At 37.5% G+C, this 18,325-nt stretch carries 20 protein-coding genes; 9 read left to right on the top strand and 11 right to left on the bottom strand.

Annotated features, from left to right (window positions below):
• Positions 1-5 precede the first annotated feature (5 nt).
• Genes ilvC through leuD form a run of 5 tightly spaced genes read left to right on the top strand, consistent with a single transcriptional unit; the run spans position 6 to position 5,800 of the window.
• Positions 6-1,037 (top strand): ketol-acid reductoisomerase, encoded by a 1,032-nt coding sequence (ilvC, locus tag RCG20_RS13725; protein WP_308180694.1) that lies wholly within the window; start codon positions 6-8, stop codon positions 1,035-1,037.
• Positions 1,024-2,562: a 2-isopropylmalate synthase gene (locus RCG20_RS13720; protein ID WP_308180693.1), complete on the top strand. Its 1,539-nt coding sequence runs from the start codon at positions 1,024-1,026 to the stop codon at positions 2,560-2,562. The genes ilvC and RCG20_RS13720 overlap by 14 nt, the downstream gene beginning before the upstream one ends.
• Before the next feature lie 48 nt (positions 2,563-2,610).
• Positions 2,611-3,717, top strand: coding sequence for a 3-isopropylmalate dehydrogenase (gene leuB, locus RCG20_RS13715; RefSeq protein WP_308180692.1), 1,107 nt, complete (start codon positions 2,611-2,613; stop codon positions 3,715-3,717).
• 52 nt (positions 3,718-3,769) lie between these two features.
• On the top strand, positions 3,770-5,191 hold the full coding sequence (gene leuC, locus RCG20_RS13710; protein WP_308180691.1) for a 3-isopropylmalate dehydratase large subunit: 1,422 nt from the start codon (positions 3,770-3,772) through the stop codon (positions 5,189-5,191).
• A 15-nt stretch (positions 5,192-5,206) separates the two neighbouring features.
• Positions 5,207-5,800 (top strand): 3-isopropylmalate dehydratase small subunit, encoded by a 594-nt coding sequence (leuD, locus tag RCG20_RS13705; RefSeq protein ID WP_308180690.1) that lies wholly within the window; start codon positions 5,207-5,209, stop codon positions 5,798-5,800.
• A 98-nt stretch (positions 5,801-5,898) separates the two neighbouring features.
• On the opposite strand, the gene RCG20_RS13700 is transcribed toward leuD, so the two are convergent.
• From RCG20_RS13700 to RCG20_RS13670, 7 genes are all read right to left on the bottom strand, one after another.
• Positions 5,899-6,273, bottom strand: a complete 375-nt coding sequence (locus RCG20_RS13700) for a DUF3147 family protein (protein ID WP_308180689.1) — start codon at positions 6,271-6,273, stop codon at positions 5,899-5,901.
• Between the two features lie 18 nt (positions 6,274-6,291).
• Complete coding sequence (locus RCG20_RS13695) at positions 6,292-6,648, bottom strand: DUF3147 family protein (protein WP_308180688.1); 357 nt, start codon at positions 6,646-6,648, stop codon at positions 6,292-6,294.
• Positions 6,649-7,043: 395 nt separating this feature from the next.
• Positions 7,044-7,358 (bottom strand): DUF3892 domain-containing protein, encoded by a 315-nt coding sequence (locus RCG20_RS13690; RefSeq protein ID WP_308180687.1) that lies wholly within the window; start codon positions 7,356-7,358, stop codon positions 7,044-7,046.
• Positions 7,359-7,435: 77 nt separating this feature from the next.
• Complete coding sequence (locus tag RCG20_RS13685; protein ID WP_308180686.1) at positions 7,436-7,915, bottom strand: flavodoxin domain-containing protein; 480 nt, start codon at positions 7,913-7,915, stop codon at positions 7,436-7,438.
• A gap of 6 nt (positions 7,916-7,921) precedes the next feature.
• Positions 7,922-8,788: a hypothetical protein gene (locus tag RCG20_RS13680; RefSeq protein WP_308180685.1), complete on the bottom strand. Its 867-nt coding sequence runs from the start codon at positions 8,786-8,788 to the stop codon at positions 7,922-7,924.
• Between the two features lie 265 nt (positions 8,789-9,053).
• Entirely contained in the window at positions 9,054-10,091 is a 1,038-nt protein-coding gene (locus RCG20_RS13675) for an aldose epimerase family protein (protein WP_308180684.1), read from the bottom strand.
• A 113-nt stretch (positions 10,092-10,204) separates the two neighbouring features.
• Positions 10,205-10,786, bottom strand: coding sequence for a DUF1836 domain-containing protein (locus RCG20_RS13670; RefSeq protein ID WP_308180683.1), 582 nt, complete (start codon positions 10,784-10,786; stop codon positions 10,205-10,207).
• A 139-nt stretch (positions 10,787-10,925) separates the two neighbouring features.
• Between RCG20_RS13670 and RCG20_RS13665 the strand changes: the two genes are divergently transcribed.
• Positions 10,926-11,573, top strand: coding sequence for a PAQR family membrane homeostasis protein TrhA (locus tag RCG20_RS13665; RefSeq protein ID WP_308180682.1), 648 nt, complete (start codon positions 10,926-10,928; stop codon positions 11,571-11,573).
• Positions 11,574-11,658: 85 nt separating this feature from the next.
• On the opposite strand, the gene RCG20_RS13660 is transcribed toward RCG20_RS13665, so the two are convergent.
• The 3 genes from RCG20_RS13660 to RCG20_RS13650 form a co-directional block, all read right to left on the bottom strand.
• A complete protein-coding gene (locus tag RCG20_RS13660; RefSeq protein ID WP_308180681.1) occupies positions 11,659-12,027 on the bottom strand; it encodes a DUF488 domain-containing protein in 369 nt (122 codons plus the stop codon).
• 17 nt (positions 12,028-12,044) lie between these two features.
• Positions 12,045-12,275, bottom strand: coding sequence for a helix-turn-helix domain-containing protein (locus RCG20_RS13655; protein WP_308180680.1), 231 nt, complete (start codon positions 12,273-12,275; stop codon positions 12,045-12,047).
• 194 nt (positions 12,276-12,469) lie between these two features.
• Positions 12,470-13,594 (bottom strand): NADH-dependent flavin oxidoreductase, encoded by a 1,125-nt coding sequence (locus RCG20_RS13650; RefSeq protein ID WP_374120543.1) that lies wholly within the window; start codon positions 13,592-13,594, stop codon positions 12,470-12,472.
• Positions 13,595-13,913: 319 nt separating this feature from the next.
• Here RCG20_RS13650 and RCG20_RS13645 point away from each other — a divergent pair, with 319 nt between their 5' ends.
• Positions 13,914-14,273 carry a hypothetical protein gene (locus RCG20_RS13645; RefSeq protein ID WP_308180678.1) on the top strand — a complete coding sequence of 120 codons (360 nt, stop codon included), beginning with the start codon at positions 13,914-13,916 and terminating at the stop codon, positions 14,271-14,273.
• Positions 14,274-14,348: 75 nt separating this feature from the next.
• On the top strand, positions 14,349-14,738 hold the full coding sequence (locus tag RCG20_RS13640; protein ID WP_308180677.1) for a YuzC family spore coat inner layer protein: 390 nt from the start codon (positions 14,349-14,351) through the stop codon (positions 14,736-14,738).
• Between the two features lie 231 nt (positions 14,739-14,969).
• On the opposite strand, the gene RCG20_RS13635 is transcribed toward RCG20_RS13640, so the two are convergent.
• Positions 14,970-17,177, bottom strand: a complete 2,208-nt coding sequence (locus RCG20_RS13635; protein ID WP_308180676.1) for a sensor domain-containing protein — start codon at positions 17,175-17,177, stop codon at positions 14,970-14,972.
• Positions 17,178-17,659: 482 nt separating this feature from the next.
• On the opposite strand from RCG20_RS13635, the gene RCG20_RS13630 reads away from it, so the two are divergent.
• Entirely contained in the window at positions 17,660-18,187 is a 528-nt protein-coding gene (locus RCG20_RS13630) for a DinB family protein (RefSeq protein ID WP_308180675.1), read from the top strand.
• Positions 18,188-18,325 lie beyond the last annotated feature (138 nt).

Raw genomic sequence — 18,325 nt, 5'->3', positions numbered from 1 at the left:
CAAAGATGGCAAAGGTACTTTATAACAGTGATATTCAAGTAGAGGTTTTAAAATCAAAAAAGGTAGCAGTAATTGGGTATGGCTCACAAGGGCATGCACACGCCCTCAATTTACAAGAAAGTGGATTTGACGTTGTTGTTGGTTTAAGAAAAGGGAAGTCATGGGATAAGGCAGTTGAAGACGGAGTCGATGTTCGCTCTGTTGCAGAGGCAACAGCTGTTGCTGATGTTATCATGATCCTTACTCCGGATGAACTTCAGCCAAAGGTTTATGAAGAAAGCATTAAAAATAACTTGCAGCCTGGTAATGCGCTTGTTTTTGCTCATGGCTTTAATGTTCACTTTAATCAAATTGTTCCGCCAAGTGATGTTGATGTATTTCTTGTTGCCCCTAAAGGACCTGGGCATCTTGTTCGCCGTACTTATACAGAAGGTGGTGGGGTCCCTGCACTTTATGGCATTCACCAAGATTATACTGGTCAAGCAAAATCCCTTGCCCTTGCATATGCAAAAGGAATTGGTGCTGGTCGTGCCGGTATTCTTGAGACTAGTTTCCAAGAAGAAACGGAAACTGATCTATTTGGAGAACAAGCTGTTTTATGTGGTGGCGTAACTAGCCTTATTAAAGCAGGATTTGAAACTTTAACAGAAGCAGGCTATCAGCCTGAAGTTGCTTACTTCGAGTGTTTACACGAAATGAAATTAATTGTTGACCTTCTTTACGAAGGAGGATTTGAAAACATGCGCTATTCCATTTCTGACACTGCTCAGTGGGGGGATTTCGTTTCCGGTCCACGCGTTGTGAATGAAGAAACAAAAGCACGCATGAAAGAAGTCTTGAAAGATATCCAAACAGGTGTATTTGCAAAAGGCTGGATCCTTGAAAATCAAGCAAACCGTCCACAATTTAACGCGATTAATCGTAGTGAGAATAATCATCCAATCGAAGTTGTTGGCCGTGAGCTTCGTGAATTAATGCCTTTTATCAAAAAACCAGTAAATGTGAAGAAGGAAGTGGTGATTAATGGTTCACATTAACATTTTTGATACGACACTTCGCGACGGTGAACAGTCCCCTGGCGTAAATTTAAATCAGCTTGAAAAGGTAGAGATTGCTAGACAACTGGAACGATTTGGAGTGGATATCATGGAGGCTGGATTCCCGGCTTCCTCCCAAGGGGATTTCGAATCGGTTAGAGCTATTGCCCGTACGATTAAAAATGTTTCCGTTACAGGACTTGCAAGAGCAACAAAATCAGACATTGATATTGCATGGGATGCACTAAAAGAAGGTCTGGAACCGCGGTTACATATTTTTCTGGCTACCTCCCCTATCCATATGACCTATAAACTTAGGAAGTCACCAGAGGAAGTAACCCAATTAGCAGTTGATATGGTTTCATATGCTAGAAACAGATTTCCACATATTGAATGGTCAGCAGAAGATGCAACACGATCAGATCTTCCTTTTTTGGCAAAAATCATTGAAAAAGTAATTGATGCCGGAGCAACTGTGATCAATCTTCCGGATACAGTTGGATATTCTACACCTGAAGAATATGGTTATCTCTTCCGCTACATTAAAGAAACCGTTCCTAATATTCATAAAGTCGTTTTGTCAGCACATTGTCATGATGATTTAGGGTTAGCAGTTGCCAACACACTTGCAGCCATTGAAAATGGTGCTACTCAAATTGAAGGAACCATCAATGGGATTGGCGAACGTGCTGGAAATGCTGCTTTAGAAGAATTTGCTGTTTCTCTTACTATCAGGAAAGATAAATTTCCTTACACGACCAATCTTGCTTTAAAAGAAATCAAACGTACAAGCGATCTTGTCAGCAGGTTTACAGGTATGTCAATTGCACCAAATAAAGCGATTGTTGGCAAAAATGCATTTGCACACGAATCAGGTATTCACCAGGATGGTGTGTTGAAAAACGCATCTACCTATGAAATTATCTCACCAGAGTTGGTAGGCTTTAAGTCCAATCATTTAGTACTTGGAAAACATTCTGGCCGCCATGCATTTAAAGATAAAATTGAAGATCTAGGATTTAAATTGTCTGACGCTCAGCTCCTCGAAGCCTTCAATACTTTTAAACAACTTACAGATAAAAAGAAGGAAGTTACTGATGAGGATTTATTCACAATTTTAACTGATATCCAAACAACCCTTTTAGATATAAAAAAATATGAGTTGCAGGCCTTTCAAGTCCAATATGGTTCAGCTAATTTGCCTACTGCAACCGTTGCTTTAACTACCCCGGAGGGTATCCGAGTAGAAACTGCTCGTACCGGCAAGGGAAGCGTTGAGGCTCTTTATAACACATTAGAGGCTCTTATTAAGGAAGAAATCCATCTTACAAGTTTTAACTTACAATCAATTGGGCAAGGGCGGGATGCGTTAGCCGAGACCCATGTCAAAATGACGGTCAATGGAACTGCTGTAAGTGGGCGTGGCTCTTCACAGGATGTGTTGGAAGCATCTGCAAAAGCTTTTTTGAACGCAGTGAATCGAGTGTTTTTTAATAATAAAGCAATTCAAACAGCCATGATATAAAGATAGAGAAAGCAACCGCAAGGCATAATTCTTTAGGAGGGCTTTTCAATGAAAAAGAAAATTGTCTTACTTCCAGGTGATGGAATTGGGAAGGAAGTTATTAATTCTGCACAGGCCGTACTTTTTGCGATTGCTGATGAATTCAATCACTCTTTTAGCTTCGAGTCACATGATATTGGTGGTATTGCCATTGACCTCCATGGCACTCCCCTTCCTGATGCTACGGTTGAGGCATGCAAAAAAGCTGATGCTATTTTACTTGGAGCAGTTGGAGGACCAAAGTGGGATAACAATCCCTCCCATTTGCGTCCGGAACGAGGATTACTTGGTATCCGAAAAGCACTTGACCTATTTGCTAATTTAAGACCCATAAAGGGATATAAAAACTTACTCCATGCATCTCCATTAAAGGAAGAGGTTGTGAGTGGAAGTGATCTTCTTATCGTAAGAGAGCTCACCGGTGGCCTTTATTTCGGAACACCAAGTGAACGTAGAGATGCTGGCCAATCTGCCGTTGATACCCTTGCCTATACACGCAGAGAAATTGAAAGAATTGTAGACAAAGGCTTTCAATCTGCACAAAAAAGGCGCGGCCATCTCACTTCTGTCGATAAAGCAAACGTGCTTGAGTCCAGCAAGCTGTGGAGGGAAATTGTCGAAGAGAAAAAAGTTCAATACCCAGATGTTACAGTAGTGCATTCTTTAGTAGATTCTACTGCTATGAAATTGATTACTAACCCTACTCAATTTGATGTAATCGTAACAGAAAATATGTTTGGAGATATTTTAAGCGATGAGGCATCCGTTTTAACCGGCTCGCTCGGAATGCTTCCTTCGGCAAGTCTCCGGGAAGATGGAGTTGGCCTTTATGAACCTGTTCATGGCTCTGCACCTGACATTGCTGGTAAAGGAATTGCGAACCCAATCGCAATGATCTTATCAACTGCCATGATGTTACGTCATTCATTTGGACTTGATACCGAAGCTATACTGATTGAAGATGCCGTTCAATCAGTACTTGATGCAGGATATCATACTGAGGACCTTCAAATTAATAATAGTTGCTTAGTAGATACAGCAGAGATGACCAAGCTGATTGTTGATTATATCCAATCACAAGATGCAGCAAAGTGTATTTGTGACTGCTATGCTTAACATTAATACCTCGATATGATTATATAAATCTACCAACGTGAGGAAGGGAACTATGCAAAGACCAAAAAATATTATCGAAAAAATTTGGGAACAGCATGTCGTTCACCAAGAAGAAGGAAAACCAGATTTACTTTATATTGATTTGCACCTTGTCCACGAAGTGACCTCACCCCAAGCATTTGAAGGCTTGCGGATGAATGAACGAAAAGTGCGCCAGCCGAATCGTACATTTGCAACAATGGATCATAATGTTCCAACTCGTGACCGTCATGTGATCAAAGATTTGGTCTCTAAAACACAAATGGATACCCTGAAAAATAACTGTGCTGAATTTGGTGTAACCCTTGCTGATATTCACCACCCCGATAATGGGATTGTCCATGTGATTGGCCCAGAACTAGGCCTCACCCAACCGGGAAAAACAATTGTTTGTGGTGATAGCCATACCTCAACACATGGAGCATTTGGTGCATTAGCATTTGGGATTGGCACAAGTGAGGTGGAGCATGTCCTTGCCACTCAAACACTTTGGCAATCTCCCCCCAAAACGCTTAACGTAAAAATTAATGGCAAACTTGGTGTTGGTGTCACTGCCAAGGATCTAATTCTTTTTATCATCGCAAAGTATGGTGTTAATTTTGGTACTGGTTATGTTATTGAATTTTCAGGTGAAGCGATACGATCTCTTTCCATGGAAGAACGGATGACAGTTTGTAATATGTCAATTGAAGCTGGAGCAAGAGCAGGGCTGATTACTCCAGATGAAACCACTTTTGACTATTTAAAAGGAAAAAGACATGTACCAGCTGGAGCAGAATTTGATGTGGCGGTCGCTAAATGGAAATCCATAGCCTCTGATGAGGATGCAGTTTACGATTTGACTGTTGATATTGACGCCTCGAAGATCGAGCCACAAGTTACGTGGGGAACAAATCCAGGCATGGGCGTTTCAATTAATGGATTCGTACCAAATCCAGATGATTTAACTAAGCAAAGTGAAAAAGAAGAAATTCAACGGGCATTAGATTACATGGGCCTTGAAGCAGGGCAACCCATCTCTTCTGTAAAAATTGATCATGTTTTTATTGGATCCTGTACGAACTCAAGGCTTAGTGACTTGCGAAAAGCAGCAAATGTGATTCGTGGCCATAAAGTAAACCCTTCTGTAACAGCTATCGTTGTACCCGGTTCAAAAACAATTAAACTGGCTGCAGAACAAGAAGGCCTAGATGTTATTTTTACAGAAGCAGGATTTGAATGGCGCGATGCAGGATGTAGTATGTGCCTTGCCATGAATGATGATATTATTCCTCCTGGCAAACGCTGTGCCTCCACTTCCAATCGTAACTTTGAGGGGCGTCAAGGAAACGGGGCCAGAACCCATCTTGTCAGTCCAGAAATGGCAGCAGCAGCTGCAGTTGCCGGTCATTTTGTCGATGTTCGCCAATTTGTAGTTCAAACAGTCAATTCCTAGGAGGTTTTTTGAAAAATGGAGCCGATTCGAATTCATAAAGGTCTTGTCTATCCTTTAAACAGGCCAAATGTCGATACAGACCAGATTATTCCTAAACAATTTCTTAAACGCATTGAACGTCAAGGGTTTGGGCAATTTCTTTTCTATCACTGGCGGTTTGATGATGGTGGAAATCCACGTAAGGAATTCAGCTTAAATGACTCTAAATACGCGGGAGCATCTATCCTTGTTGCCGGAGAAAACTTTGGCTGCGGTTCCTCGCGTGAACATGCCCCATGGGCGATTCAGGATTTCGGATTCAAGGTCGTCATTGCCCCAAGCTATGCAGATATTTTTAAAAATAACTGTGTAAAAAATGGAATCCTTGCAATCCAAGTGAGTGAAGAACATTCGGAAGAGCTAATTAGACGAGCAGAATGTGATGAATACACCTTAACAGTCGATCTTGAACAGCAAGTTGTTTATGATGACAACGAATTTAAGGTGAATTTTGATATTACCGCCTATTCGAAGGAAATGTTACTCAACGGCTGGGATGAAATTGGGGTTACATTAACCTATGAGGATAAAATTAGTCAGTTTGAACAAATGCGTTTAGTAGAGGCATGAGGAAAGAGGCTGGCTTAAATGCCAGTTTTTTTCTGTTCTAAATAAAACTCGCCGATTGGCGAGCCCCTAAGGGAAGCCCCCATTTGGGCTCCCTCTTCCTAAGATGATTTTTTAAGTACAGCAAGATGTTTATTTTTCACAAAATCCTTGAACCAATAAATGACAACTGAACTTCCAAGCCAAAGTACTAAGCCTATTATTATACTAAATAGCCAATTTTGACTCATCTGAAGGGTAATTAATACTGTAACAGCACAAACGACGCCTCCCACCATTCCATAGACAGAGCCTTTTGCAATTTTTGCAGCTTTTTTTGAACCAGAAGCAATACCAACCATTAATATGGCCGTAATCATTACTGCTGGGAACGCAGCAAAAATTCCAGCTAGTATTTTCCATGGGGAAAGGACAGTCACTAGGTAACTTAACATTACAGCCGTTCCACCTATTAAAAAACGTAAAAGTAAATCCATTATTGACTCACCTCTTTTTTAGTGGGATGTAACAAAAACAACTACCATAGAAACTACTAACCAACAAACCATGGAATTTACTAAACCACGTTTCCATCCCTTTGGCAAAAGAAAACCAGCTAGGATTGCAACGAGAATATTAATAGACATCCCGATTATAGCTCCCTTTGATAATAAAATAGAATGAGTAATTAGGTCCCCACCACTAAAATCAAGGCCATTCGTTAACAATGCAGCAAGATAAACAGCTGGAAATGCAGCAAATATCCCTCCTGCCTTTTCACCTAATTTTCGTGCGATAAGTGCTGAAACTACTACTGCGGCTCCTCCCAATAAAAATCGAATTAGCAAGGCACTAACAGATATTTCACCCATTACGTTTCGCTTCCTTTTTTATACTAAGTACCATTTTTATGATAAATACAGTATGTGAATTAATTCACATTATGTTGATATCTACATTTTACCGCAAATTATCAAAAATGCTTGTGAACATTTCTTTAAGGTTTTTAAAGCGCTTACAGTCTATAGTAAAGAAAACTCGTCGATTGGCGAGCCCCTAAGGGCGATGACAGAGGCGAAGTTGCACTTATGCGCTAGCAGAATTTATGAAAATAAATTCTGATTAGCTAAAGAAAACTCACCGATCGGCGAGCCTCTAAGGGCGATGGCAGAGGCATAGTTGCACTTATGCGCTAGCAGAATTTATGGATACAAATTCTGCTTAACTAAAAATGCTGAGCAGGCATTTTCACCCACTCAGCATTATTTCAAAACCCTGGCAACCGATCCAAATTGTTTTCCTTTATTCCATCGGGTTCACTTCTTATAATATCTCTTCCATACTTATGAAAGACATCGATATGGGCGATGTTTCCTGCTTTGGCTTCATCTAACGCAGAAATGTAGTCCAATTCCCGCCCCGTATTTGTTTTAAACGCAATAATATCACCATCATTATTTTTTCTGACAGCTACAAACTCTTCTTTCCCGCCAGTATCCGCATCAGTTGCCTCAATTTGAGCCTGTTGTTCACTTTGCTGTTTATATTGATTGTAGATCTGTTCAAAATTTTTTGTCTCCATAATTAGCACCTCCAGAACATACGTTTAGTGTTTTCTTGTTACTAAAAAATATGTACCGTAAGTGCACTAGTAAATCCTCAACTGGACATTATTTTAGCGAAATCCGTAATTTTCTCCTCAGAAAGTTCAGAGCAACCCTCTTTAAGTCCTAACACTGCCCCCACCATCTTTTTTTCCAAAAAGTTAAGCTTTTCGTAATGAATTTCATAACCAAAAATATCTTTGCAAATCGCATGGTTAAAAAGGTCATTAGGGAAGGCATCGACAAGTTCTTTTTCCCTTACCTCCTGTAATTTTTCCCCAGCGCATATAAAAAGCCCGATGCGTTTCGTTAACAATAATGGTAAATTTTTAGTAACAAACTTTGAAAGCTTTCTTTGGATCTTTCCAACGTAGATGGATCCACCGATAATCACTTGATCGTAATCAATAAGTGTTGGGACATCTTCCTTCATTATATTTAAGTGCTGAACTTTCCCCACGAGCTTTGATTCTAAGATTTCTACTGCATGTTCAACACTTCCATACTTAGTAGCATAGAGAATAACTGTTTTCACTTGCACCTACCTCCTTTCCGGCTCTTTACTATTTTTCATAATTAAAACTAAACAATAGATAACCAGTAGATTGATAAGAACAACAATAAAAATTTCTGAAAAACCCACCTGAATACCAGCAACCATTTGCCTAATGATCATAGCTGTAAGAGCAGTTAACAATGTAATAAATTTGACGATTAATACGGATCCAAGTAAGTAGCCAAGTGGCCTTCTTTTTAAAAATAAAATCCCTGCCCAGATCCCTGCTGGGATTACAAAGCCAAGGTCCATTGCCTGAATTACTAATGTCGTATAATGATCAATACCAACAGGAGGCACATTTTGAGTAAGAGTAGGGATTATCTTTCCAATCCACATCATTCCGAAAAGAAATGAAACAAACAATAAGAACCCACCAATAAATGTAACCGGTAGCTTTTTATCAAAATACAAATATAAATTGGGAAGGTCGAATGACTTGAAGGCTATTAGAAATGCAAAGAAGCTCGCGGACATAAGCATGATATAAATAAGGAACATAGAGTTATACATTGAGAGAAAGGAGTATGAGGTATATGTGTATAAAAAATAGCCTAACGTTCCTGTAAGGAGTAACTTGCCCTTTAAAAGCCCTTTTTTAGATAAATAAAATGATGCTAATAATAATGGAATTGCCATAAACAAGGTAACATAATCCTGTGCAATTGCTTGGGAGGCCATTGCTACTGAGTCATTTTTATATAAACCTTTTCCATATATTGTGATGGTCTCTCCATATATGGACTTGAATTCACATTGCCCATTTCCTTGATTCGAAAAGGCACCATACCCCGCCGCAATAAGGGATAAAGCAATGATCAGTAATACAAGAAGTCCTATCGGTTTCCTCATAAACACTCTCCTCCAACTCAGAATTACATAGTTATCCTATTCTACTTATTTACCAATTAGTTCTTTACACCTATCAAATGCCTTTACTGTTCACAAAATATTCATCAAAAAAACACCTGCTATCGATAGCAGGTGCTTAGTGTTTAAAGAAAACTTGGCTAGCTACAAGCCTTAAGTCGCCGGCGATAGCCTAGTTGCACTTATGCGACATAGGAAAGTATAAACTTTGAAAAAAGTTTATACTTTCCTATTAGCTAAAAAAATATTATTCCGTGATGAATGTATATTTTGTTATGGCTGAATAGGTCTCACCTTTATCTAAAATGATTGTTGGAAAGGATGGATGATGGATCGCATCAGGCAGACCTTGTGTTTCTAAACATAGTCCTAAATGTTTTTTACACTTGCGGCCATTCACGGTTACATCTTCCGTTAAACTGTTCCCAGTATAAAGTACAACACTCGGTTGATCTGTTTCAACGATTAGTTTTCGGCCACTTACTTCATCTGATAACACTATTTCACCAGTATGATGGCTGTTCAAAAGAAACGGATGGTCATACCCTTTGCCTACTAATTGGTTTTGGGGATGATTTGATACGGTTCCATCCTTAATTAACCTGCCATTTTGAAAATCAAAAACAGTATTCACAGCATCTAACTTAACACCAGTCGGCAATAATTGTTCATTTAACTCAAGAAATTGATTACTATCTAGTGTTAAGGAATGCTCCAATACATCTCGCTTTGCATTGCCACTTAAATTAAAATATGTATGGTTGGTTAGATTTAATAACGTTTTTTGATCCGTAACTGCTTCATATTTAATCAAAAGCTCATTATTATTGGATAATAGATAGTTCACATGGACAGAAACCACCCCTGGATATCCCTCTTCTCCATCAGGGCTAGTATAAGAAAAACGAACACCGATTTCACTTCCACCTTCGATCAATTCTGCATCCCAAAGAACTGTATTAAACCCTTTATTGCCACCATGAAGATGATTTTCACCCTCGTTCTTTTCTAATTGATAGGCTTTGCCATCGAGTTCAAATTCTGCACCCTTAATTCTTCCGGCAACACGTCCGATTACAGCACCCAAAAATGGCGGATTTTGCTCATACTCTCCCATACTTTCAAAGCGAAGAACAATATTTTCAAGATTTCCAAAGTTATCTGGTGTAAGTATTTTGGTTATAATGCAACCATAATTTAAACAACTAACTTCTACCCCAAAGTCATTAATTAACGTATATTCATAGACATTTTTATGATCAAATGGTGCCTTCACGATCTTCATTATGGTACCTCCTCAAGATGTTCATTCTTCATTTTTCTTTAAACTGCTGAATTAGATCAATTTTGGACTGGTAGTTTAATTCTTATCCTTTTTTTCAAAGACCAAGAACCTTTTTATTTATGGCCTTTAACCGGCTTTTCTTCAATTATTTCATCCACAAGTTTTTCCGCAACCCTTCTATATAAATTGCTGATATGGACAAGTGAAGCAATCAGAAGTACCTTCTCTGAATGAGGATCATCCATCCCCTTTATTTCTTCGTTCACATCTTTTTCTCTCTTTTGAACATCTTCTTTAAAATTTTCCATATTTTTAGTAGTAAGATTTAGATAGCTAGTGTAAAAAGGATCTAATTGATAATCACCTATGACAACTTTTTCGTTAACTCCCTCTAGTGTTGCCTTTATGTCATTGATGGAAAGTGCTCCTTTTAACTGGTAAATGAGGCTAATGAGAATAAGATGTTCTTTTGAATATTTTTTATTTTTTATAGGAAATAGTAACTTTCCTTTTGCATAATTATTAATCATTGTTTTAGTCAGAACTTTTTCATCTTCATTTCTTTTCAAGTCAGTAAATTTATTCTCAAATAATTGGATAACCTGGTCCATATACAAATCAATAGCTGGGATTTCCTCCAAAGACAACTTATTTTCTAGTCCAAGTGCTTCGATAATCTGATTTACTTTTTCCATTATTTGACCTCGATCTTCCTATAATATATGCTCTATTATACTGAATGAAAAGGTGTCAGTAAATATTGACTAGTTCGTGTTTTATTAGTATGATTATATGTAGTATTAAAAACCACTTGTTGAAATAGGAGGAATTTTTTTGACTAATTATATTCGCGAGCCCATTAATGGGTTAACACATTTAGCTGGAGCTATTTTGTCTTTTGTTGGATTACTGGCGATGGTCATTAAGGCTTCATCTACTACACATTCAACACTTGCCCTTTCAGCCGTAATGATTTTCGGTATTAGTTTGATCCTTCTATATTCTGCATCCGCAACCTATCATATGGTTATGGCGAAAGAGAAGGTTATCGCATTTCTTAGACGCCTCGATCACTCGATGATTTTCATCTTGATTGCTGGAACCTATACTCCTTATTGCCTTATCAGTTTGAAAGGTGTTACAGGGTGGGTTTTATTTTCAATCGTTACGGTTATTACTATCTGTGGTGTTCTTTTTAAATTGATTTGGTTTAATTGCCCACGGTGGCTTTCAACCACGATCTACCTCGCAATGGGCTGGATGATTATGTTCGTCGTTTCACCACTTTTCGGTTCAATCAACGCCATGGGAGTCTACCTTTTATTACTTGGGGGCCTTTTTTATACAATTGGTGGGGTAATTTACTGGACAAAACCTACATTTTTAAAATCAAAATATATGGGGTTCCATGAGATCTTCCATATCTTCATTTTGTTAGGAAGTCTTGCCCATTTCTTTAGTATATTTTTATTTGTTATTTAAAGAAAACTCGCCGATTGGCGAGCCCCTAAGGGCGATGATTAGGCGTAGTTGCACTTCTGCTTAGTTAAGAAAAATCGGCCTAAAGCTATTCGGCCGATTTTTCCATTGCTAACCTTCGAACCAATTCTTCGTGTAAAACAATGGCATGGTTATAAACAGGATCCTTCGCGCCATATAATAGTGTAACTCGATCTTTTTTCGCCAGTTCCATTATTTGCTCTAGATTTTGAGACTTGAGTTCTTCCAAGTAATGTTGTCGAAATTCAGCAAACAATTCAGGTTTATGACAAAACCATTTTCTAAGCTCACTGCTCGGAGCAACATCCTTAAGCCAAAACGTTAATCTCGCATCGTCTTTTGAAATCCCTCTCGGCCAAAGCCTATCCACTAAAATGCGATATCCGTCCGTTTCGTCATACGGTTCATATATTCTTTTTAAAAATAAGTCTGTCATGACGATCGCCTCATTTATTAATCTTCATCTTTTACATCCAAATCGTCTGGTATCGGTTCGTTTAAGTATTCCTCTACAACATGTTTATACTTTTCTACTTGCTTTAGGTGGGTATCAAATTGTTCCTTGTAAATTAGATACTGCTCCCCGTCAAACAAGGCACGAATCTTTTTTTGGCGCAGAAGATTTTCAATTGTTGACTGTGGTAATGAAAGATATTCTGCAGCTTCTTTTATTGTGAGATACACACTAATCAGCCTTCCCTATATATAGTTTGCTTAACTGGAAAATTGAGGTGGTAAAAGGAGACAAAACAGTCTTGAATTAAAACCTTGTTATTATAACATATCCTCAACTATTTCTCGATTTCTCAGACCATTCAACACAAAGAAAAAGCATCAAAGACAATACGTCTTTAACGCTCAAAAAATTTTTATAACTGTTATTCTACTTCTGGAAACCAACCAGGGGAATGAATAATAGCTTGCCATAGAGGATCCGGAACTACAAGTCGTTCTTGGGCTCCTTTATCAATTTTCGTTTCAATTTCCGTTTCTCTGCCATTCTCTACTTTTTCTACCCAATCAGGATCAATAATTAACTCACGACCTAACGCAATCAATGGAACATTTGATTTCAATGCTTGGATAGCGTCGTCTGGGTTAAAAATGGAACCAACTCCAATAACAGGAATACGTTTGCCCACTTGTTCCTGTATGATTTCAAGTCTGGAACGTTGATCCTCAACACCCCTTCTTGGTTCTGCTTTAAAATCCATCTGTGAAACATGGAGATAATCCAATTTTGTTTCAGCTAATGCATGAATTAATTTTAATGTTTCTGCCATTGTAATTCCTGGTGTCTCCGGCTCTTCTGGAGAGAATCTGTATCCGATAATGAAAGGTTGTTTCGCATTTTTAGCTACCACATTTTGAACTTCTTCCACAATTGCGAGTGGAAAAGCCATTCGTTTTTCTAGTGTTCCCCCCCATTGGTCTTCTCTTCGATTTGAATGTGGTGAGAAAAACTGTTGGATCAAATATCCGTTTGCACCGTGTATTTCAACCCCATCATATCCTGCTTCAATGGCCCTCCGAGTTGTTTCACCAAACGCACGGATGATTGATTGGATTTCGTCTTCTTGCAACTCTCTTGGAGTGGCTGATCCTTTTCGCTCGGATGGAACCTCACTCGCACTAACAATCTCTCCATTAGGTACCAATTCCGGTGGGCACTCTCTTCCTCCATGGAAAATTTGCAAAACAGCCTTAGCACCCTCCGCTTTAATAGCAGAGGCAAGTTTTTTTAGGCTTGGAATCATTTCATCGCGATCGCCTGCAAATTCTCCGCGAAAGCCTTTACCATTAGGAGTTACATATGTACAAGCGGTTACAACCATGCTAACTCCCTTAGATCTGCGTGCATAGTATCGAACTTCTGCATCCGACACCGTACCATCTTGATTTGATGAAAAATTAGTCATTGGTGCCATAATGAGACGGTTTTTTAAACTTACCCCTTTTTGAAACACAAATGTATCGAATAATGGGCTGTATTTTGGATTCATCATTTAAATCCCCCTTTTTTATTCATATAAAGCAAATTCCAAACTTATTATCTTCTAAAAAGAACTTATTATAAATAGATTTGCTTATACTTTAAAATACCAATTTTCAAATTTCTTTCTATTATATATTTAAAATTAGAGAAAAAACAGAATTAGCCACCCTAAAGAATTTCCTTATAAACTACTTTCTTTGGGTTTATGCCGTGCCCCTCCGTAAAGTAACTACATAATTTATAAAGAATTTCCCAAATATCATCACCCTCAAATAGGGACAGCGATTAAAAGCCCTCAAATAGAAATTCTAAGGAGAGAAGCCCATATGAATCCTTATCCATATTATATTCCTCAATCATATTTTCCCTATGATATTCAAGCGGAACAATATGACCCAAACAGACAAAAACCAAAGTCTAAGGGGATTGAAGGTAGAGTAGACGTTCTCGAAAGGCAGAATGATCAACAAAGAAAAGAGCTAGCTCGACTAAACGAGGAATTAAACCGACAAAATCAAGAAATTCATCGTTTGAATGGAGAAATTAACAGGCTTAATCAAGAAATTTTGAGGCTAAATAATACAAATGAAAAGCAGACACGGCACCTAAAAAAACTAAACCAACGACTAAGGATAGTAGAAAACAGACTAAGTATTCCTTATAGTCCATCACAAGATGAATTTTAACGTTCACTCACTCTAAACTCCAATCTTGGAATTCACCTATAAACTTAGGTTGTTATCTGGAAAGAAGGTTTGTACATGTATGAATACATGATCTATCCAACATATCCTCCACTGCCTACTTACGCTACTTTCCCAATATTGCAGGACCTTCCACGTGCCCCATATCCAAAAGTCGATACAAAAATATTTAAAGAATCCGTCAAATCTTATCGTTTTTTAATGGAACAAGCCAGTTTATTATTAGATCGTCTAGGGGACTCAACATTTGCCTATATGATGATGGATGCTGCTCAGCAAGGGAAAAAAGCCAAAGTAGAAAGTTTAATAAAATCAATTGGATTAAAAGTACCCATGTCAACCGAATATACCCCATCAGGAGTCATATTTACCCTTCATTCACAGGCAAATCAATACACTCAAATTAGCTGTTGCTCATTAACCATTTCCATGAAGTGGGGAAGCTAGGAAAAGGATAAACATTTTTTATTGTTTATCCTTTTTACCTTTTTATTTACATTAATAGGCTTTAAAGGGCGGTATTAAAAATATAGATTTATTCGTTTTACCCAGTTTTATAGACTATAAGAGAACAATATCATTTGATTTCAGGCACATATTACGAAAAAAGGGTTGGAACTCATTTGAGATCCAACCCTTTTAATTAATTCTAAATAACGTATTGTCCATTAAAATAATTTAAAGGACTTCAACATTAGCTTTTTGTTTAAAAAAGCTCTCCATCTGATCCACCGGTAGTGGTTTGCTATAGAAAAAGCCTTGACCAATCTTACATGCATTTTGATATAAAAAGTCTGCTTGTTCTTTTTGTTCAATACCTTCTGCTACAACAGAAAATTGCATATGGTTACCCATATCGATAATCGTCTTAACCATTTGCCCCTGATTGGAATGATAAAGGATATCATCGATAAAAGATTTATCAATTTTAATTTTATCGATTGGAAGATGCTTTAAATAATTTAGAGATGAATAACCTGTTCCAAAGTCATCGATCGATAAATTAACTCCAAGTTCCTTTAATTGATTCAGAATTATCGTTGATTCTTCAATATTTTGCATAATGCTTTCTGTAATTTCTAATTCAAGATATTTTGGATTTAAGCCTACCTGATTAAGAACTTCTATTACAGAGTCAACAAAACGGTCATCCTGTAGCTGCCGAACAGAAACATTAACAGCTACAGTAACCGCTGCTAACCCAGCATTTTGCCATGCCTTATTTTGTTCACAAGCCTTTCTTAGAACCCAATTTCCAATTGGAATAATAAGTCCTGTTTCCTCTGCTAATGGAATGAATTCAGATGGTGAAATCAATCCAAACTGTGGATGTTGCCAGCGGATTAATGCTTCTACCCCTATAATCTTTCCAGTTCCAAGATACACTTGTGGCTGATAGTGAAGTAACAATTGTTTCTGTTCTATGGCTTTTCGCAAGCCATTTTCTAGTTCCATTTTGCGAACAGAATTTCCATTTTGAAAAGGTGAATAGAACTGAAACTTATTTTTCCCGCGCCCTTTTGCTACATACATTGCTGTACCCGCATTCTTTATTAGCGTTTCCTCATCATTACCATCTGTTGGATAGATACTGATTCCTATACTTGAAGTAATAAAAAATTCCTTATCATTGAGATCAAATGGGTCTGACAATTTATCAAGAATTCTCTGGGCAACTAAGATTGCTTTTTCCTTATTCGTTTTTTCTATCAAGATTATAAATTCATCCCCACCCTGACGGGAAACCATTCCCTCGTGTGAAACAGCACCTTGCAGTCTCTTAGCTACTTTTTGCAATAAAAGATCTCCAGTGGTATGTCCTTTGGTGTCATTAATAATCTTAAATCGATCCAAATCTAAAAATAGAACAGCAGCCATTTGTGATTTTTGCTGAACTAGTATTTCATTCAGATGTTTTTTCAGCATGTTTCGATTCGGGATGCCTGTGAGAGTATCATAGAATGCCATATATTGAATGGTCTTTTCATTTTTTTTACGTTTTGTAATATCTCTACCAACAACTTGTGTGGCCAATCTTCCTCCTAAAAGGATCGGCATGGTAGACAATTCAACATCAATACATGAACCATCCAACTTTTTCATTTGAAGTTCATACCTTGTTGCCGCAATTTTACCTACTGTATGTAATTCGCTATTTTTAATATTCTCAATAATTTCTGTTGGGGCAAACTGAGTTGCCGGGAGTCCCAACAAATCAGATGGGCCTGTTGCACCCATAAGGTTGCAACCTGCCTCATTAACATAGTCAATTTTCCCACTATTAATAACCGCAACAAAATCAGGAGACATCTCAACTAAACTACGATAACGGTCTTCACTTTCTTTACGATCCGTAATATCAAACAATACACTATTAAAATCAACAAGGTTCCCCTGTTCATCAAGTGTTGGGAATCCTCTATCCTGAATCCAACGTACCTCACCGCCTGGACGAATAATCCTATATTCACTTGTAGACGGTTCACCTGTCTTTAATTTCTGTTCTCTTTCAGATAAAACTGGTAAATCCTCTGGATGTATTACCTTTTTCCAAAGAAAAAAGTCCTGATAAAACGCTTCTAACGGATACCCGTACAATTTTTCAATCCCAGGAGTGATAAGGAGTGTATTCGATCGTAAATCATGCGACCAAATTGCGACATCTAAGGTATCAAAAACATTTTTGACCCTTTTCTCAAGTTTACGAAGTTCCATTGCCGTCTTATCCATACTTTTAAATAGAAAGAATAGCAAACCTATTGTTGCTAATAAGGCAGTAGCTGTAGCAAGTTTATATTTATTGATAGATGGAAAAATAATTGTTCCTACCTCATCGATTAACACTGTAATCGTAAGTAAACCAAAAATAAGCATCCACTTACGCATGATGATAATTCCTATTTTTCATACTCACTTTTTCCCCTTTGTTCATATTGCTAATCTTATTTAAAAATATCAAAAATTTTCATATATTACAATTTAATAATATGGCATAGGATTTGAAACTATCCACTTGCGAGAAATAACAATCATGGTGGGTGACCATTCTATTAAATTTGTATATAAAAATACAAAAAACAATCTCTTACAAAATAGTAAATATTTATTACACTATATAACTGGGGGAAGCTAATGAAGAAAATTTCATCATTTTAGATACGATTACGTACTATCTTTTATTAATTTGATTTCTACTAAAGTAGCTCGAATTCCTACTATGTCCATTAATAATTTTATTGGAAACCAAATACAATTAGCGATTTCAATACTTGTTCATTGATTAACAACTTCGCATATACTTTTTCATTTAATACTTTTTAATGTAAAGTATAATTATCATATTTGTTTTTTTGAAAGGAGAGGGAAACATGCTACATCGTCCAACTGAAGGTGAATATCCAGCTTATTTTGAAGGGTATATAAAACTTGTTCCTAATGGAGAGATTGTCTCGATTCTTCAAGAAAATCTATTGGGGACCATTTCGCTTTTCCGAAGTATTCCCGAATCAAATGGTCATTTTCAATATGCTCCTGATAAGTGGAGTATCAAGGAGGTACTAGGGCATATGACTGATACGGAGAGAATTATGAGTATTCGTCTCCTTCGCTTTGGTCGTGGTGACAGTACACCTTTACTCGGATTTAATGAGAACATTTATGTTAAGGGTGCAAATTTTAATCAAAGAACATTAGAGAATCTTCTTGATGAATTTACCGTTACACGAAATGCCACCATTACACTTATTCAGAATATGTCTGAAGAATCATGGGGAAGGAAGGGCTTATCAAATAATCATGAAACTACAGCCCGCTCTCTTGCATATATGATTACTGGCCATGAAATACATCATTGTCAAATCATCAAGGAAAGATATTTGGCAGCTTTGAAGTCGTAGATGAGTTAATAATTAATTTCATATTATTTTTAGGCTATGAAGGACCTAATTCAGTTGATCAATATGAAAAAAGTCCTTCATCGGGGCTATGAAGGACCAATCTCGGTTAATCTACATGAAAAAGGGCCTTCATCAGAG

The sequence above is a fragment of the Neobacillus sp. PS3-40 genome, assembly GCF_030915485.1.
GTDB lineage: Bacteria > Bacillota > Bacilli > Bacillales > Cytobacillaceae > JAUZPL01.
This window is presented reverse-complemented; position numbering and strand designations above follow the sequence as displayed.

Coding starts and splice junctions, on each gene's coding strand:
- ilvC (WP_308180694.1), top strand. CDS start 6: ATGGCAAAGGTACTTTATAACAGTGATATTCAAGTAGAGGTTTTAAAA.
- RCG20_RS13720 (WP_308180693.1), top strand. CDS start 1,024: ATGGTTCACATTAACATTTTTGATACGACACTTCGCGACGGTGAACAG.
- leuB (WP_308180692.1), top strand. CDS start 2,611: ATGAAAAAGAAAATTGTCTTACTTCCAGGTGATGGAATTGGGAAGGAA.
- leuC (WP_308180691.1), top strand. CDS start 3,770: ATGCAAAGACCAAAAAATATTATCGAAAAAATTTGGGAACAGCATGTC.
- leuD (WP_308180690.1), top strand. CDS start 5,207: ATGGAGCCGATTCGAATTCATAAAGGTCTTGTCTATCCTTTAAACAGG.
- RCG20_RS13700 (WP_308180689.1), bottom strand. CDS start 6,273: ATGGATTTACTTTTACGTTTTTTAATAGGTGGAACGGCTGTAATGTTA.
- RCG20_RS13695 (WP_308180688.1), bottom strand. CDS start 6,648: ATGGGTGAAATATCTGTTAGTGCCTTGCTAATTCGATTTTTATTGGGA.
- RCG20_RS13690 (WP_308180687.1), bottom strand. CDS start 7,358: ATGGAGACAAAAAATTTTGAACAGATCTACAATCAATATAAACAGCAA.
- RCG20_RS13680 (WP_308180685.1), bottom strand. CDS start 8,788: ATGAGGAAACCGATAGGACTTCTTGTATTACTGATCATTGCTTTATCC.
- RCG20_RS13675 (WP_308180684.1), bottom strand. CDS start 10,091: ATGAAGATCGTGAAGGCACCATTTGATCATAAAAATGTCTATGAATAT.
- RCG20_RS13670 (WP_308180683.1), bottom strand. CDS start 10,786: ATGGAAAAAGTAAATCAGATTATCGAAGCACTTGGACTAGAAAATAAG.
- RCG20_RS13660 (WP_308180681.1), bottom strand. CDS start 12,027: ATGACAGACTTATTTTTAAAAAGAATATATGAACCGTATGACGAAACG.
- RCG20_RS13650 (WP_374120543.1), bottom strand. CDS start 13,594: ATGAATCCAAAATACAGCCCATTATTCGATACATTTGTGTTTCAAAAA.
- RCG20_RS13645 (WP_308180678.1), top strand. CDS start 13,914: ATGAATCCTTATCCATATTATATTCCTCAATCATATTTTCCCTATGAT.
- RCG20_RS13640 (WP_308180677.1), top strand. CDS start 14,349: ATGTATGAATACATGATCTATCCAACATATCCTCCACTGCCTACTTAC.
- RCG20_RS13635 (WP_308180676.1), bottom strand. CDS start 17,177: ATGCGTAAGTGGATGCTTATTTTTGGTTTACTTACGATTACAGTGTTA.
- RCG20_RS13630 (WP_308180675.1), top strand. CDS start 17,660: ATGCTACATCGTCCAACTGAAGGTGAATATCCAGCTTATTTTGAAGGG.